The sequence below is a fragment of the Alteromonas sp. W12 genome, from assembly GCF_001924945.1.
Taxonomy (GTDB): domain Bacteria; phylum Pseudomonadota; class Gammaproteobacteria; order Enterobacterales; family Alteromonadaceae; genus Alteromonas; species Alteromonas macleodii.
The window spans coordinates 78,282-94,623 of record NZ_LQXH01000013.1 but is presented as its reverse complement, the minus strand read 5'-3'; the positions used below and the strand labels follow the sequence as shown (position 1 = coordinate 94,623).

The following is a 16,342-nucleotide window of genomic DNA, read 5'->3' as shown; positions in this document are numbered from 1 at the left end:
TCTTATACTGATATTAAGGGGCGAATAAAGTCTTCGGCTTGTTTGGATACATGCTCGAAGGACTGCGCCACATCAATAATGAATGCGCTTTCTTTTGAAGGCAGCTCTAAGGCTGCAAACTGGCTTTCGAGCATAGCATCACCGTTAAAAAAATGCTCCCGTTGTTTTAATCGCGCGCTTAGCACTGACTGTGAAGCTTGAAGATAAATAAAATGGCAGTGAGACGAAATGTCTTTGGTTAGCACGTCACGATAGGCTGAGCGCAGCGCTGAACAGCTTATAACCACGTTGCGGCCAGCGTGAAGGTGCTGTTTGGCAATCATGTTTAGGGTAATTAGCCATTCCCATCTGTCTGCATCTTGTAGCGGTATGCCAGAAGACATCTTTTCTACGCTTGCTGCGCTGTGATAGCGATCTCCTTCTTCAAAAGGCATAGCAAACCGTTCAGCTAAATGTCGACTTAATGTTGATTTTCCCGTCCCTGAAACTCCCGAAACGAAAAATACATGGCGGTGGGTCATAAGTTTACTTCTCATAGTTTAGTTCAGGAGGATACGCAGAGATATTCTCACTATCAGCACTACCATAAATATTAGTTTGGAAACCGGTTGCGTTCAAGTGGTGATTATAATATTGTTATGAAAATACAATATTAATTAATAAATAATTAACATCGGCCGGGAAGTACTTAGGTCGATGTTGATAGCAAGCTAATGTTGGCTTGTGGCTTTGTCATACTATGATGAGGTCGTAATCAGGTACCAGAGAACACGTATGACCGATACCTTTTCACTTCTTTTTGTCGCCATTTGTAGCATTGTACTTCTAACTTATTTAGTGGTAGTTAGAAAAGTGCATGCTTTCATTGCTATTTTGGTGGCTGCAGCATTTGTCGGCCTTGGAACGGGAATGCAAGCGGCCGATGTGCTGGCATCCATGCAATCAGGCATGGGCAATACGCTGGGATTTGTGGCCACTATCGTTGGGCTGGGTGCTATGTTCGGGCAGTTCTTAGAAGAGTCTGGTGGTATCGATAGACTCGCGCAAACCATTAATACTAAGTTTGGTGAGAAGAACAGCCAGTGGGCGGTTGTGCTTACGGGGTTTTTGGTGGCAATTCCAGTTTTCTTTGAAGTCGGGCTCATTATCTTAATGCCACTAATTTATTCATTGGGGAAGAAGTCAGGGAAATCGCTCATTTACTACGGTATTCCGCTTACTGCTGGGCTTGCCGTAACCCATGCCTTCATACCTCCTACACCCGGTCCCGTCGCGGTAGCCTCAATTTTAGGGGCTGATATCGGCTTAGTCATATTATTCGGCTTTATTGTGGGCGTACCTTGCGCATGTTTAGCAGGTCCAATTTATGCGACGTTTTTGGCCAAGCGCTTGTATGTACCGGTTCCTGCTCACATTTTAGAGGCGTCGCACAATAAACCTGCGCACCTTCCCGGTTTTGCTTCAGTGGCTGCGCTACTGATATTTCCTCTGGTGGCTATTTTGATTGGAACGTTAGCGAAGTTCACACTACCCGATGGTTTCTTGAAAGAGGCTTTGCTATTTATTGGTCATCCCTTCATTGCCTTGACCATCGCCACCATCGCCTGTTTTAAAGTACTTGGGAAGAAGCAGGGCTTATCTAGCGAGCAAATTAGAAACATCGCATCGAGAGGGTTAGAACCGGTTGCCTTGGTCATTCTGGTAACAGGCGCGGGTGGCATGTTTAAACAAGTGCTCATCGATTCTGGGGCGGGGCAGGCCTTCGCCGATGTTGTCGCATTATCGCCGCTCCCACCATTGGCAGCCGGGTTTCTTATCGCAATTTCAGTCAGAATTATTCAGGGCTCGGCTACGGTGGCCATGTTAACGGCTGCTGGTTTAATGGGCCCTGTAGTGCAGGATTTGGCGTTTTCACCTGCCGTGCTTGCGCTGATGACCATCGCTATCGCAGCGGGGGCCACGGCCATGTCTCATGTGAACGATACGGGGTTTTGGATCATTAATCGTTATTTTGATATTTCGGTGAAAGACACCTTTGTTTCTTGGACGTGCATGGCGACCTTAATAGGGTTTATTGGGCTTTTTCTTGTGTTATTGCTCGGTTTATTTGTTTGATTTCTTAAAACGCTGAGCGAACTGTTTTTTTTAGTATTTTTTTAGCATGCTTGGAAACCGGTTTCCAAGTGGCGATGTTGGAGTACAAATCAATGGCTAATATTTTCGATACTGTGCGATTTCGCACAATCCCAAGAGTTGGAGCACTCTTGCTTTGTGTTATTGCTTTTGCAGGCTATGCCGAAGATGAGTTATCGAAAGAAAGCAGTATTTATTACCCTGAAGTCGAGCTTGAAGAACTGTTTATTGATGTTCAAGTATCTAAAGTTTTAGGTGACTACAAAACTTTTGTTGACGCTATCCCAAAAAGTTCTCCGCGAGAGGTGTTAAAGCGCTATAGAGCATTAAAGGGTACGCCAGAGTTTGATCTTAAGACCTTTATTCACTCGCAATTCATTCTTCCTGAAAGCCCGAGTATAAAGAGTGGCGCGCATGAGGCTCTCCTACAAAATCACTTAAATAATCACTGGAAGAATCTAGTCAGGCATCCTCGCAGAACATCTGAATATTCAAGTCTTATCGATTTACCTAACCCCTATATTGTTCCCGGTGGAAGATTTAGAGAGATGTTCTATTGGGATAGCTATTTTTCAATTGTAGGGCTGCTTGAATCTGGTGAAGACGAATTGGCGCTGGGAATGATTGATAACTTTGCGTATTTAGTTGATAGCTTCGGCTTCATACCAAATGGCAACCGCAGTTATTTTCTAAGCCGCTCTCAACCCCCTTTGTTTGCGGCAACACTCCTTGCTTACGCTGAAAAGCACGGGTTTGATGCCGTTATTCAATATCTGCCCCAGCTTGAAAAAGAATATCAATACTGGATGGATGGTAATGAATCTGTTCCACAGGAAGCTGTAGAAGGGGGGCACCTTATTGTGTTGGAGAATGGTGATTACTTAAATCGATACGCGGGCGCTAAAGAAGAGCCTCGAGCCGAAGCGTATGGTAAAGAGTTACGTTGGGCCTTAGCACTGCCAGAGCGCGAGCGAGGTACATACCACAAGCATCTAAGAGCAGTATGTGAATCAGGATGGGATTTTAGTAGTCGCTGGTTCAGCGATGGTATGAATAAGTCGACAACGTACGCGATGGACATAATCCCGGTAGACCTAACCAGTTTACTATTTCAAATTGAGCATACTCTAGCGGTACTTTTTGGTCACACCGAAAACAGCAAAAAGAGCGAGCATTATTTCGCTGCATCCGAGCGTCGAAAAGCTTTACTTCATAAGTACCACTTCGACGAGAAAACAGGAACCTACCAGGATTATGACTATGTTCAGGGAAAGTTAACTGGACGCATGTCAATGGCAATGGCTTATCCCTTATTTGTAGGAGCTGCAAGCGCGTCATCAGCGAACAGCGTTTCAAAGTACCTCAATCAGCATTTTTTAAAGCAGGGCGGTTTTGTTTCCACGTTGGTGGAGACAGGGGAGCAGTGGGATTATCCAAACGGATGGGCTCCTCTTCAGTATATCGGTGTTAAAGGCTTACTGACTTATAACAAACACGCGCTTGCGAATGACGCAATGAGCAGATGGTTAGCGCTAAATGAAAAAGTGTACCAAGCCGAAGGGAAAATGATGGAGAAGTACAACGTCGTCGACACCACGTTAAAAGCAGGTGGTGGAGAATACCCTACGCAAGATGGCTTCGGATGGACAAACGGAGTGGACCTCGCTTTTTACCGATTACTGGCCGAGCAGAATGTAGCGTCGAAGTAGCGATTAACAAAATTCACAAAAACAACAACACAACACAGTACACACCACACAATTAGGAGACTTGTATGAAGTTAAGGATGTTCAAAGCGAGTATGTTAGCGGTATCGGTTTCATCTGTTTTTGTATGCAATGGCGTGTTAGCCCAGCAGGAAGAGGGAGCAACTCAGCAAGATATAGAAGTCATTTCTGTAGCAGGGATTCGAGGTGCCTTGGCACGTTCGCAAGCTGTTAAAATGGACGCAGCTTCTATTATCGAGTCCATTTCGGCAGAAGATATTGGTAAATTGCCAGACTCTTCTATAGCAGAATCTTTAGCGCGGCTCCCTGGCTTATCGGGCGAGCGAAGTGGCGGACGCACATCAGGCATATCTATCCGCGGATTCAAAGAGGATTTCACGGGCACATCGTTAAACGGAAGAGAACTGATTGGAATCGGTGACAACCGCGGTGTGGAGTATGATCTATATCCTTCAGAGATAATGACCGGTGCTACGATATACAAGACCACTCAAGCAGACCTTATGGTTCAAGGTATTGGTGGTACTGTGGATTTACAAACTGTACGCCCTCTTCAAGCTGAAGAATCTTATACAATCAATACCAGCTATGAAGTAGGGGAGCGAGACTCTGATAACCCTGAATTCGATAATGAAGGGCACAGACTCGCGTTATCATTAAACAAGAAATTTGCTGATGACAAAGTGGGATTCGCTCTCGCACTTGCTACGACGACCTCTCCGAATAATCAAAGGAATTATGGAGTATGGGGCTACGGAACTAATTCGGCTGGCCAAATTTTACCTACCGGCATTAGCAGTCATGTGATCAGCACGGAACTTGAGCGAGATACGGTATCTGCTGTATTACAATATCAGCCCTCTGATAGCTTAGATATTGTCGTGGACATATTGTCTATCGACTATTCAGACTCAGGGGTACGACGAGGTATTATTGACCCGTTTACTGCAGTAAATGTTACTGGTTCTGGAGCTAACTCTACAGGAACGCAGATAAACGCCAATTCAGTTTTGCGAACCGATCCCCGACAAAAAGATGGGGAATTAGACACCTTCGGCTTCAATGCGACTTATTTCCTCAATGACAACTGGTCAGTAGAACTCGATGCCGCGCGAAGTGAGTCCAAAAAGCGTGATTTACGTGGCGAGTCTTATGCAGGTCTTGGGCGTTCAGGTGCTTTAGATCCTTCTCAATATGGCTCGCGAGAGTTCGTAATGTCACCTGATGGGATAGTATTTACCGACTCCAGTGGGTTAGATGTTTTTTCAGACCCAACTCTACTGCAATTGGCAGGGCCGCAAAGTTGGGGCGGCGGTATGGCAAGTTTGGCCGAACAGTTCGAAACCGATGTATTGCAAGCGAATGGTAATCCATTTTCATACCTTAATGGGCAAGACGGCTTCTTAAACTATGCCGACTTTGGCGAAGAACTTACTACTGTTAAATTAGAGCTTTCCGGCCTGTTAGATGGTGAGTTCTTTTCTAAATTTACAGCCGGTGTTAACTTCTCTGACCGCTATAAAGACAAAGTGAATAAAGGTTTCTTTGCGACCGCTGATTCCTATCCATTCAGCGATTCCATTCCGAGCGATTATGTATACGGCACGGCCGATTTGACGTGGATGGGGTTAGGTGAAGTAGTGGCATATGATGGATTCCGGCCTTACAGAGATGGGACCTACACGCAGAACGACGCAGGGTTTTTGGAACCAGATCGTTTAGGTGACACCTACGAGGTGGAAGAAGAGGTCTTAACCCTTTATGCAAAAACTGACTTCGAATTCAGCTTCAATGAAATGTTCTTGTCAGGGAACTTCGGCGTTCAATATGTAGATACGAAGCAGTCCTCTATTGGCACGATAGCAGTGATAGGTAGCAATTTTAAAGTGTGTGACGACAACAACGATGATGTCGTTGATGAATCATGCCTGGTAGATATGGGAGACAGCTATAGCCATCTGTTACCGAGTTTAAACCTTAGTTTAGAGTTCAAGACTGGGCAGTTTCTTAAATTTGCTGCGAACAAAACCATTAGCCGCGCTCGCATTGACCAAATGAAGGCCTCTGGGTTCGTCAAGTTCACCCAAAATATTGATCAAATTTCCATTCCTAATACTCAAGAGGCCGTCGAAAATTATGGTTCTCCTTGGTCTAAGTTTTCAGGTAACCCGCTTCTACGACCTTTGGAATCAAACAATTTCGATCTGTCATATGAAAATTATTTCAGTGACGAAGGTTATTTTGCGCTCGCTTACTTCTATAAGGATCTTGTGAATTGGACGCGTGATGGAAGCCAGTGGATTGACTTTACCAATGATGAAACGAATGGCGGAGCAAACTACTTTGTGCCTGGTTTTCACGATCGTGTTATTGAAGCTGACGGCATCTACGGGCCTGCAAACGTAGCCTATGAAGCAGGAGATATCGTCACTCCTCCTGATCTAGGAACTTACTCGTTCTTTGAAGACGGTTTAGAAGGAAAAGTAGAGGGTGTTGAAGTCACCCTGAATTTACCATTTAATGCGTTTACTACAGCACTAGACGGCTTTGGTACAGCTGCTTCATTTACGTATGTGGATGCCGAGCTAGAAGATGGTTCAAGAGTACCTGGGCAATCAGATAAATCTTACTCATTGACGGTTTATTATCAGTACGAAGGCTTTGAAGTTCGCCTAGCAACCACTCATCGAACCGACTTTTTAACTTACCAAAGGGGTGGGTCGAATAAAATCGAGGAAGCAACACGCAGTGATGTAACCTTGGTCGACGCGCAGATTAGCTATGACTTTGCTGACTCGGGAGTAGAATATCTAGAAGGCCTAAGAGTGTCCTTGTCGGGGACGAATCTTGCTGACGAAGATGAAGAAACGATTGATGATGCGACTGGTGTGGTATCTTCAAGGCGTCAATTCGGTCCTAGTTATTTGTTAAATCTAAACTACTCCTTCTAATCCACCCACCGTTCCTTAGATAAAAAAGGTAGCGCGAGTACATTTATCTCGCGCTACCCTTAATTTTGTTTCTTACCAACTACTCTAAAATCTACTCATCATCACGCTTAGAGACGTCATGGAATGTCTGAATATAAAGCTGCTCTACTTTATCTCGCGCCCATTGGGTTTTTCTAAGAAACTTAAGTGACGATTTAATCGAAGGATCGTTATTAAAGCAGTTCACTTTGATGCGGTAATACAATCCATCCCATCCGTAACGCTCGTAAAGTTGCGTGACGATTTTCTCTAGCGTTAAGCCATGTAAGGGGTTATTGGGTTGCTGATTCATAAAGTGCCGCTGCTTGTTCTAAATTAAGACCCTAGTCTAGCACGAACCCACTTGCTGCGTATCAATGCGCTAGGCTTTACTTTCAATTGTTTCACCCGTAGGTATTTGTTTTGTGTTCGGTATCAAAGATTGGCTAGCATCGTTCACTTTCGTCGATGGACTTTGCACTGCTTTAGGCTTTCGCGGCGTTTTATAAAGCGGCCAAATAAGCTGTTCTTTCCAGTTGGCGTAAAACATACCCTCAATACCGTATTGTGCAGGATATTGCCTGGTGATCTTAGCGGTTCCAAATAGTACATCCCAGAAGAACAACAGGTTTCCATAGTTACCTTTGTAGTTGGTCACGCCATCATCGGCTTTTAACCCATGATGCGCACTATGTGTAGAAGGCGTTGATATCGTGCGTTCAATTACCCAGGCCACAGGATGTAACCACCGAATACTGTACAGTGTTTTGTCCCATTTCCACTCCGCGTGGGCGCCGGTGATAACGGTAAGTTTAACCACCAAGTAAAAGGCATAGGTCCAACCCAAACCCAGGTAAATTAGTGCACCGGAAAACCATAGCGAAGGCATAAACAGGTAATAGAAAAAGTTATTTCTGTAAATAATGCGAACGCTCATGTACTTAGCGTTATGGTGGGCTCTATGTAAGTTGTAAAGAAATCGGGTGGAATGTGAAAGCCTATGCCACCAATATTGCATCATGTCATCGAAAATCAAAAGTAGCGCTATGTGCAAGAGAATAGGGGAATCTACAAGTATTCCCTGATATTGGGGAAATGCTAGTGCCATCATTGTTGCAGAACAAAATAGAACCAGTGGCTGGGTTACAATAAATAAGAGTAACGTACCTATCAGCTCTACTTTTCCATCATCGCTTACTTCTGTCGCTTTTTTAAATAGCTTACCATTCTTCGCTTCCAGCAAAGCAAACATGATAAAAACCGCTAAAATTGCCCATTGATAACCCATTGTAAAGACTCCCACCAAGAGATTGTTGAGAGTAAATTTACATTGCGTTAACATGCAAGAATATATACTTGTATAGATTTGAATGTCATGTCTTACATTCACGGCAAGCAGCAAACCATTATGCCTGACGACTACGTCGAGCTTTGTTTGCCTTTTGGAACGCTAAGAACCTATGCGGCTACCTCGACAATTCACGATAGGGGAAGTAAAAACAAAGGGCTGTCTGTTGTGGTATCAGGAGAAGTAAAGATTGGTAATTATGGCCTGGACGGCAGTTATCAAATTACTACTGTATTGCAACGAGGAGATACGTTTGGCGAGTTCACATTGTATGCATCACTTGCAAGAACGCATCACGCTGAAGCGCTAACGGAATGTAAGGTATTACAAATACCTGAACCTGCTTTTCGTTCTCTGACAAGCCAACATCCAGCGATTGCTGAATTCATCACCCGGTCACTGGCAATAAAGCTTCACTCGGCGCTGGAAAGGTTGGATGATATTCGACGCTTACCCACTCACGTCCAGTTAGCTAAGCTAATTTATCAATCGTATCTTACCTCTAAGCACGTCTTTATACCGTTAAGGCAAAGCGATTATGCTGAAAGATTGGGCGTTACCGTACTTACCGCACATAAATCATTAACGAAGCTGTATGATTTAAAGTTGATTGAAAAGCGCTATGGGGGCGTGGCAATTACCCAGGTCGAGCGACTGGAAGGTTTTTTGAAAGAAAGTTCGTCACTATTACCATTGTAAGAGCGGTTAATGCGCTCCACATGCGAGAGCGCCAAAAGACCCTCCCTCAAATTTATTCCACGCCCATGGCAACTCATGCATCAAGTATTACGCTGGCTTTAGCCCGCCTAAAATAATGTGCTGAATGTTGCTTAGCGTGCTCTCGAAGAAAGCGGGATCGCTTAAATCTTTACCGGTTACGGCTTTGATCTGCACGCTGAAATCGGCGTAATGCTGAGTAATGGCCCAAATGCTGAATATCAAGTGTATAGGGTCAACAGGCTTTAGCTTACCCGCTTCAATCCATTCGATAATGACGGCGCTTTTCGCGTCCAGCAGTGTTTTGAGCGGCGTTTCTAATTCCTTTATTAAAAGAGGGGCACCTTGTACCACTTCCATACAAAAAAGCTTAGATTCAGCTGGATTGTCCCTCGACATTTCAAGTTTTACTTTAATGTAGTCGCTCAGGGTTTCTATAGGGTCTTGTTCTGCTGAAAAGCTCTGAAGGGGCGTTAACCACACATCTAAAAGGTGGGTAATAACCGATAAGTACAAACCCTCTTTACTTTTAAAGTAATACAGTAAATTACTTTTTGAGACATTCGCTAGTTCCGATACTTGCTCTACAGTGGTGCCACTCACGCCGTTCTTTGAGAACAAGGAAAGGGCTGCATCCATAATGCGAGTACGCTTTTCTAGTAACGCTTTTTCTCTTCGCTTTTGCGTGGTCGGGCTAAATGCTCTCGCTGATTTCGTAATTGTTTGACCTTCAGATTTACTCACTACTTGTCTCTTCTTTACCGGAATTTCCGTGCTCAGGCGCTTAGTTTACGTGGAGTTCTCGTCGCTATAAACCCATTTGCACAAATATGCACCAATTAAGTTCAATTGCACTGGACTTGGTGTTCCAAATTGAACCAATAAGTCCAATTTGGGTTTCAGAATTTTGTAAGTTGCTGAAATTAATAGATTAAATAAATTGGCCTGCTTTATGCTGTTCACTAAGTATACCGCCACTTCAATGTTTTGAATTCGGCAACCTTAAAAAAAGCGGGATAAACCGCTTAAAACGCATACAAGCAGAGGTACAACATGGATATAGGTGTATTTATTCCGATTGGGAACAACGGCTGGCTAATTTCGAAAAATTCGCCTCAGTTCAAACCTTCCTTCGATCTCAACAAAGAGATTGTAATGAAGGCTGAAAAGTACGATATGGATTTTGCGCTCTCTATGATCAAACTGCGAGGGTTTGGCGGTGAAACCGAATTTTGGGACTACAACTTAGAGTCGTTTACGTTAATGGCAGGCCTTGCTGCTGTTACCTCAAAAATTCAACTATATGCCACGGCTGCCACACTAGTCTTGCCGCCTGCAATCATGGCGCGCATGGCCAGTACCATCGACTCTATCTCCAACGGACGTTTTGGCGTAAACCTAGTCACTGGCTGGCAACGCCCTGAATACTCGCAAATGGGTATGTGGCCGGGCGATGAATTTTTCGGTAACCGCTATGAGTATTTGGATGAATACATTCAGGTAGTCAAAGAATTATGGGAAACCGGAAAAAGCGATTTTAAAGGCGAGCATTTCCAAATGGATGATTGCCGAATGTTGCCCAAGCCACAGCGAAAAATTCCACTTATCTGTGCCGGTCAAAGCGCAGCAGGCATGGATTTCTCGGCGCGTCATGCCGACTATAATTTCTGCTTTGGTAAAGGCGTAAATACACCTACCGCTTTTGCACCAACCGCAGCGCGCTTAACTGAAGCGGCTGAAAAACACGGTCGCAGCGTAGGTTCAGCGGTACTTATCATGGTTATTGCCGATGAGACGGATGAAGCCGCTATGGCGAAATGGGAAAGCTATAAAGACGGCAAAGATCAGTCAGCGTTGGACTGGATGGCAACGCAAGGAGCTGCTGATAAGAAATCGGGTAAAGACACGAATATCCGCGATATGACCAACCCAACCTCAGCAGTAAACCTGAACATGGGAACGCTGGTGGGTTCCTATGAGTCGGTGGCCTCTATGCTTGATGAAATAGCCACAGTGCCGGGCTGTGAAGGTGTATTGCTGACCTTCGATGACTTCCTTAAAGGCATGGATGATTTCGGCACTAAAATTCAGCCGCTAATGAAATCCCGTCAGCATTTGCTTAGCACATCGGGAGCCGCCTAATGTCAGCAGGTGAAATATTTGAGGTCTCAGGGTGCTTTCAAGCGCGCCAGACGGGGCAGCCCGTACTGCCAGCTAAGCCTGAACCGTTGACGTTAAACCCTGCGGAAACTGCCGTTATTGTGGTGGATTTGCAAAACGCTTATGCCAGTAAAAACGGCTACTTAGACAAGGCGGGTTTTGATGTGTCCACTACGGCGCCAGTCATTGAAAACACCACTAAAGTGCTTGAAACAGCGCGGGCTGCAGGCATGCCTGTGGTGTTCTTACAAAATGGATGGGATGCCGACTACAAAGAGGCCGGCGGCCCTGGTTCGCCGAACTGGTATAAGTCTAATGCCCTTAAAACCATGCGCAAACAACCAGAGCTTAAGGGAAGTTTGCTGGCCAAAGGTACTTGGGATTACGCGCTTGTCGATGCGCTAAAGCCTCAAGATGGCGACATCATTATTCCTAAAACCCGTTACAGCGGTTTTTACAATACTAATTTAGACAGCATGCTGCGCGCACGCGGTATTCGCAACTTAGTGTTTACAGGCATTGCAACCAATGTCTGTGTGGAATCTACGCTGCGCGATGGCTTCCACCTGGAATATTTTGGTGTGGTGCTGGCCGATGCGGCATATCAAGCTGGCCCGCCAGACATTCACGAGGCCTCACTTTTCAACATTCAGACGTTTTTCGGGTGGGTGTCTACCACCGCGCAGTTCTGTGAAGTATTTGAAGGGACGAGTTAGGTGCTTTCTTCTTAGCATCTAGTAGCCACGCAGACAAAAACTACACGATAAATCAGTTAGCACGACTTGAAGTAAATCATTTATAGGCGCTAGGCAGCAATGCATAGAAAGCGCAACGGAAAGGATAAGAACATGCCAAAGAAAGCCATTATTCCAGCAGGTACATCAACGCCAATAGCTCCTTTTGTTCCAGGCTCTATGGCTGACAATATTTTATATGTGTCAGGTACCTTACCGTTTGACGAAAACAATGACGTAGTCCACGTCGGCGACGCCGAAGCACAAACGCGCCACGTTCTAGAAACCATTAAAAGTGTCATCGAAGAAGCGGGCGGCACTATGGATGACGTCACTTTCAACTCAATTTTTATTACCGATTGGGATGACTACGCCGCGGTAAACAAGGTGTACGCCGAATACTTTCCAGGTGAAAAGCCAGCGCGCTACTGCATTAAGGTTGGGCTGGTAAAGCCTGAAGCCTTAATTGAAATTGCGTCTGTAGCACACATTGGGTAGGTGATTATGTTTGGACTTCCCGCGAACTGCGCCCACTGGTTTTATATAGGTGAGCTTTATGCATTCTGATGTGCAGGCAAGCTACGCCCACATTAGCGGCGAAATGAACGGCGAAATGCGTAACAAGTTACATTACGAAATACACGGGCTGACGTCGCCCGACGCACCTACGATTGTGTTTAGTTCAGGGCTGGGCGGGGCAGCGAAATTTTGGCAGCCGCAACTGGGTGACTTTGCCCAAGACTACAGAGTGATCACTTACGATCACTATGGCACCAACAAAAGTGTGGGTGACTTGCCAGCGAATTACAGCATTTCAAATATGGCGGATGAACTCGCTGCACTTCTTAGAAAACTTGAAGTGCAAGCGTGCCATTTCGTCGGTCACGCGCTGGGTGGTTTGGTGGGGCTTCAGCTTGCGCTATCTAAACCTAAGCTTTTACAAAGTTTAGTGCTGATAAATACGTGGAGCAGTCCAAATCCGCACACATTGCGCTGCTTTAATATACGCAAAGCGTTATTGGCGGCAGGCAGAAAGGACATGTATTTGCAACTTCAGGCGCTGCTGCTGTTTCCGCCTGATTGGATATCCGCGAATGCCGCCCACTTGGCAGAGGAAGAGGCGCACTTACTCAACCATTTCCCTAACGAGGAAAACTTGCTCGCCCGCATTGGTGCCCTTAGTACGTTCAATATTGATAAGAGTTTGTACGCCATCACCACACCAACGTTAGCGCTTGCCAACAAAGACGACACCTTGGTGCCGTGGCAGCGTTCACAGATGTTGGCTGAAGCTATGCCCAACGCCGAATTGTCGGTCATGGAATACGGCGGGCATGCATCAAGCATTACAAACACAATTGCGTTTAATGAACTGCTGCGCAGCTATTTAGGGCAAGTGGCCTAACGTGAACATGACACTGCATCAGGCTTTGGGGTGTTTTCAGCTAAAGAGGCGAAAACTTTCTAAGCAAGCTGCAAGTACAGCGTCAACGCGAAAGCAGCTAAAAATGGGCTAAGCGCAAAAACCGAGAACATAGTGCAGTGTTTAAAAGATTTGATAAAACTGGAATGAATTTAAAATGACTGATACACAAAATACAGAGTTTAAAACAACTAGCCCGCTTGATGAGGTTGGACTAGCCCAACTCTTTACCGATGCGCATACCCATACCAAATGGCACGACAAACCTATTTCAGAAGCCGTGTTGAAACAGCTGTACGATTTAGTAAAAGTAGGCTCGACATCGGCGAATTGTAGCCCAGCGCGATTTGTTTTCATTACCTCAGATGAAGGGAGAGAAAAGCTCAAACCTTGCCTTTCAAGCGGTAATGTTGAGCAAACCATGACCGCACCCTGTACGGTTATAGTGGCCTACGACGAAGAGTTCTACGAAGAGCTTCCTACGTTATTCCCTTATGCAGATGCGAAAAGCTGGTTTACTTCAAGTCCAGAAGCGGCCTATGAGACCGCCATGCGCAATAGCTCTATGCAAGGGGCTTACTTAATAAGCGCCGTTCGCGCCCTAGGCCTTGACGCTGGCGCCATGTCTGGTTTCAACCCCACATTACTTAACGAAACTTTCTTTTCAGATAGCACGTGGAAGGTGAATTTCTTACTGAACATTGGCTACGGCGATAAAGAGAAAGTACATAAACGCTTACCTCGCTTAAGTTTCGAGCAAGCCTGCCACATCGTGTAACGCCAATTTAAAGGATATTTGTATGACTATTACAGCAATAAAAAACGCAGTAACAGAAGTGCTACCCCCGGTAACTCCCGAAGCTTATCGAGAAGGTATGTCGAGTTTAGCGGCAGCGGTAAACGTCGTTACAACCACTGGCCCAGAAGGGCATGCAGGCTTTACGGCGACCGCCGTATGTAGCGTAAGCGATAACCCTGCAACGCTGCTGGTTTGTTTAAATCGCGGTGCGTCTGTACATCAGGTTTTTAAAAACAGCACGCATTTGGTTATCAACACCCTTACTTCACAGCATCAGTTAATTTCAAACACATTTGGTGGCAAAGCGCCAATGAACGAACGCTTTGAAATTGGTGATTGGGTTGAATCGACGACCGGCTGCCCAAGACTTGCCGATGCTGCAGTCAGCTTCGATTGCATTATTACAGACGTTAAAAGTGTGGCCACTCACGACGTTATTTTTTGCCAGGTGGTGGATATCAAGCAAGACCCAGAAGCCGACGCGCTTTTATATTATCAGCGCGGCTATCACAGCGCATGTAAAGACGCATAACTAAAGGATTAGACAAATAATGAAAGTAGTAGGCCACTTTATTAACGGTGAAACCTGTACCCCAAAGGGGCGCATGCAAGATGTTTATAACCCTGCAACGGGGGAAGCAGAGAAGCTGGTTTTACTGGCGTCAAAAGCGACGGTAAACGATGCTATCGTCAGCGCGCAAAATGCGTTTGTTGAGTGGCGCAATACGCCAGTGAGTAAGCGCGCTCGCGTTATGTTCAAATTTAAAAGCTTACTTGAAGAGCATGCCGATGAAATTATTGCGTTAATTGGTGCGGAGCACGGCAAGATAAGCCACGACGCGGCAGGCGAATTACAGCGCGGTATCGAAAATGTTGAGTTTGCCTGTGGTGCACCCCAGTTGTTAAAGGGCGAGCACAGTAAAAATGTTGGGCCAAGCATAGACTCTTGGAGCGAGTTTCAGCCTCTTGGCGTGGTGGCGGGAATTACACCATTTAACTTTCCGGCCATGGTGCCCCTTTGGATGTTTCCGCTTGCCATTGTATGCGGCAATACCTTTGTTTTAAAACCCTCTGAGCGCGATCCAAGCTGCGCTATTTTCCTAGCCAAGCTACTTAAAGAAGCTGGGCTACCAGACGGCGTTTTCAACGTCATTAACGGCGACAAAGAAGCGGTTGATCAAATACTTGATGACGAGCGCATTAAAGCGGTGAGTTTTGTGGGTTCAACGCCCATCGCCCAATACATCTATTCGAAAGCCAATGCTAATGGCAAGCGCTGCCAAGCATTAGGTGGCGCTAAAAACCACGCTATTGTGATGCCCGATGCCGACATCGACAACGCAGTAAATCAGCTTTTAGGTGCTGCTTTTGGCTCGTCAGGCGAGCGCTGCATGGCATTATCGGTCGTGGTTGCCGTAGGTGACAAAGTGGCAGATGAAATTGTAGATAAAATGCAATCAGCCATGGAAAGCTTAAAAGTAGGGGCTTTTGACGATGCGACTAACGATTTCGGACCGCTTATTACACTTCAGCACAAAGAGAAAGTAGAAGGCTACATAACCAGTGCGGCTGAGCAAGGGGCTGATGTAGTCGTTGATGGCAGAGACCCTAGCGTAAAAGGCTACGAAACGGGGTTCTTCTTAGGTGCAACGCTTATCGACAAGGTTACGCCGGAAATGGCCAGCTACAAAGCTGAGATTTTTGGCCCTGTACTACAAGTTATGCGCGTTAAAAGCATGGAACAAGCTATGCAGCTCATTGACAGCCATGAATACGGCAATGGTACGTGTATTTTCACCCGAGATGGCGAGGCTGCCCGCTACTTCTCAGACAATATCCAAGTGGGCATGGTAGGCATAAACGTACCGCTGCCAGTGCCCGTGTCTTATCACAGCTTTGGTGGTTGGAAGCGCTCACTCTTTGGTGACCTTCACGCATACGGCCCAGATGGCGTACGCTTTTACACCAAACGCAAAACCATTACTCAACGTTGGCCTTCAAGCGGCATTCGAGAAGGAGTGAGCTTTTCATTTCCAAGTTAATGTCATGGCGTATTGACCTTGATTAACCATAAATGACCATAAGAACTTTGCCTTTGCGAAATAACGAAGCAGCCTTTATGGCGCAAAGTTGCTCGCAGCAGGTAAAAGGACAGAGATTTAGGCTCAGCCATGAGTCATCAATAATAACAATTTAAAACCGCAAGCCTTTGGCAGTTCCTCTCCAGTCCTGCCTTAGGTTTGCACCCCAGTGGCAATCGATATGCAGTTCACGTCGACCGTTACTCTTATAAAAATATCGGGACAACACCGCCGCAAGGCTTGTTAAAAAG

General features: G+C 45.7%; 15 protein-coding genes. 11 read left to right on the top strand and 4 right to left on the bottom strand.

Annotated features, from left to right (window positions below):
* Positions 1-2: 2 nt before the first annotated feature.
* Positions 3-536, bottom strand: a complete 534-nt coding sequence (locus AWH61_RS18970) for a gluconokinase (protein WP_249922688.1) — start codon at positions 534-536, stop codon at positions 3-5.
* A gap of 238 nt (positions 537-774) precedes the next feature.
* Between AWH61_RS18970 and AWH61_RS18965 the strand changes: the two genes are divergently transcribed.
* The 3 genes from AWH61_RS18965 (at position 775) to AWH61_RS18955 (ending at position 6,811) form a co-directional block, all read left to right on the top strand.
* A complete protein-coding gene (locus tag AWH61_RS18965; RefSeq protein ID WP_075177926.1) occupies positions 775-2,115 on the top strand; it encodes a GntP family permease in 1,341 nt (446 codons plus the stop codon).
* 92 nt (positions 2,116-2,207) lie between these two features.
* Entirely contained in the window at positions 2,208-3,842 is a 1,635-nt protein-coding gene (locus tag AWH61_RS18960; protein WP_083606001.1) for a trehalase family glycosidase, read from the top strand.
* A gap of 65 nt (positions 3,843-3,907) precedes the next feature.
* Complete coding sequence (locus AWH61_RS18955) at positions 3,908-6,811, top strand: TonB-dependent receptor (RefSeq protein ID WP_075177925.1); 2,904 nt, start codon at positions 3,908-3,910, stop codon at positions 6,809-6,811.
* 91 nt (positions 6,812-6,902) lie between these two features.
* Here AWH61_RS18955 and AWH61_RS18950 read toward each other — a convergent pair whose 3' ends face one another.
* Positions 6,903-7,142 (bottom strand): VF530 family protein, encoded by a 240-nt coding sequence (locus AWH61_RS18950; protein WP_075177924.1) that lies wholly within the window; start codon positions 7,140-7,142, stop codon positions 6,903-6,905.
* A gap of 69 nt (positions 7,143-7,211) precedes the next feature.
* Entirely contained in the window at positions 7,212-8,117 is a 906-nt protein-coding gene (locus tag AWH61_RS18945; RefSeq protein ID WP_075177923.1) for a sterol desaturase family protein, read from the bottom strand.
* Between the two features lie 87 nt (positions 8,118-8,204).
* Between AWH61_RS18945 and AWH61_RS18940 the strand changes: the two genes are divergently transcribed.
* Positions 8,205-8,876, top strand: coding sequence for a Crp/Fnr family transcriptional regulator (locus tag AWH61_RS18940; protein ID WP_014977456.1), 672 nt, complete (start codon positions 8,205-8,207; stop codon positions 8,874-8,876).
* An 87-nt stretch (positions 8,877-8,963) separates the two neighbouring features.
* On the opposite strand, the gene rutR is transcribed toward AWH61_RS18940, so the two are convergent.
* Positions 8,964-9,638: an HTH-type transcriptional regulator RutR gene (gene rutR, locus AWH61_RS18935; protein ID WP_014950781.1), complete on the bottom strand. Its 675-nt coding sequence runs from the start codon at positions 9,636-9,638 to the stop codon at positions 8,964-8,966.
* A gap of 309 nt (positions 9,639-9,947) precedes the next feature.
* Between rutR and rutA the strand changes: the two genes are divergently transcribed.
* From rutA to AWH61_RS18900, 7 genes are all read left to right on the top strand, one after another.
* Positions 9,948-11,036, top strand: a complete 1,089-nt coding sequence (gene rutA, locus AWH61_RS18930) for a pyrimidine utilization protein A (protein ID WP_014950780.1) — start codon at positions 9,948-9,950, stop codon at positions 11,034-11,036.
* Positions 11,036-11,770 carry a pyrimidine utilization protein B gene (gene rutB, locus AWH61_RS18925; protein WP_039231260.1) on the top strand — a complete coding sequence of 245 codons (735 nt, stop codon included), beginning with the start codon at positions 11,036-11,038 and terminating at the stop codon, positions 11,768-11,770. Before rutA ends, rutB begins: the two co-directional genes overlap by 1 nt.
* Positions 11,771-11,902: 132 nt before the next feature.
* A complete protein-coding gene (rutC, locus tag AWH61_RS18920; RefSeq protein ID WP_014950778.1) occupies positions 11,903-12,286 on the top strand; it encodes a pyrimidine utilization protein C in 384 nt (127 codons plus the stop codon).
* Between the two features lie 58 nt (positions 12,287-12,344).
* Positions 12,345-13,193 carry a pyrimidine utilization protein D gene (gene rutD, locus AWH61_RS18915; protein WP_212667581.1) on the top strand — a complete coding sequence of 283 codons (849 nt, stop codon included), beginning with the start codon at positions 12,345-12,347 and terminating at the stop codon, positions 13,191-13,193.
* A gap of 175 nt (positions 13,194-13,368) precedes the next feature.
* A complete protein-coding gene (locus AWH61_RS18910; protein WP_075177922.1) occupies positions 13,369-13,989 on the top strand; it encodes a malonic semialdehyde reductase in 621 nt (206 codons plus the stop codon).
* Positions 13,990-14,011: 22 nt separating this feature from the next.
* Positions 14,012-14,542 (top strand): flavin reductase, encoded by a 531-nt coding sequence (locus AWH61_RS18905; protein WP_075177921.1) that lies wholly within the window; start codon positions 14,012-14,014, stop codon positions 14,540-14,542.
* Positions 14,543-14,561: 19 nt separating this feature from the next.
* Positions 14,562-16,052: a CoA-acylating methylmalonate-semialdehyde dehydrogenase gene (locus AWH61_RS18900; RefSeq protein ID WP_075177920.1), complete on the top strand. Its 1,491-nt coding sequence runs from the start codon at positions 14,562-14,564 to the stop codon at positions 16,050-16,052.
* The last annotated feature ends 290 nt before the right edge of the window (positions 16,053-16,342 follow it).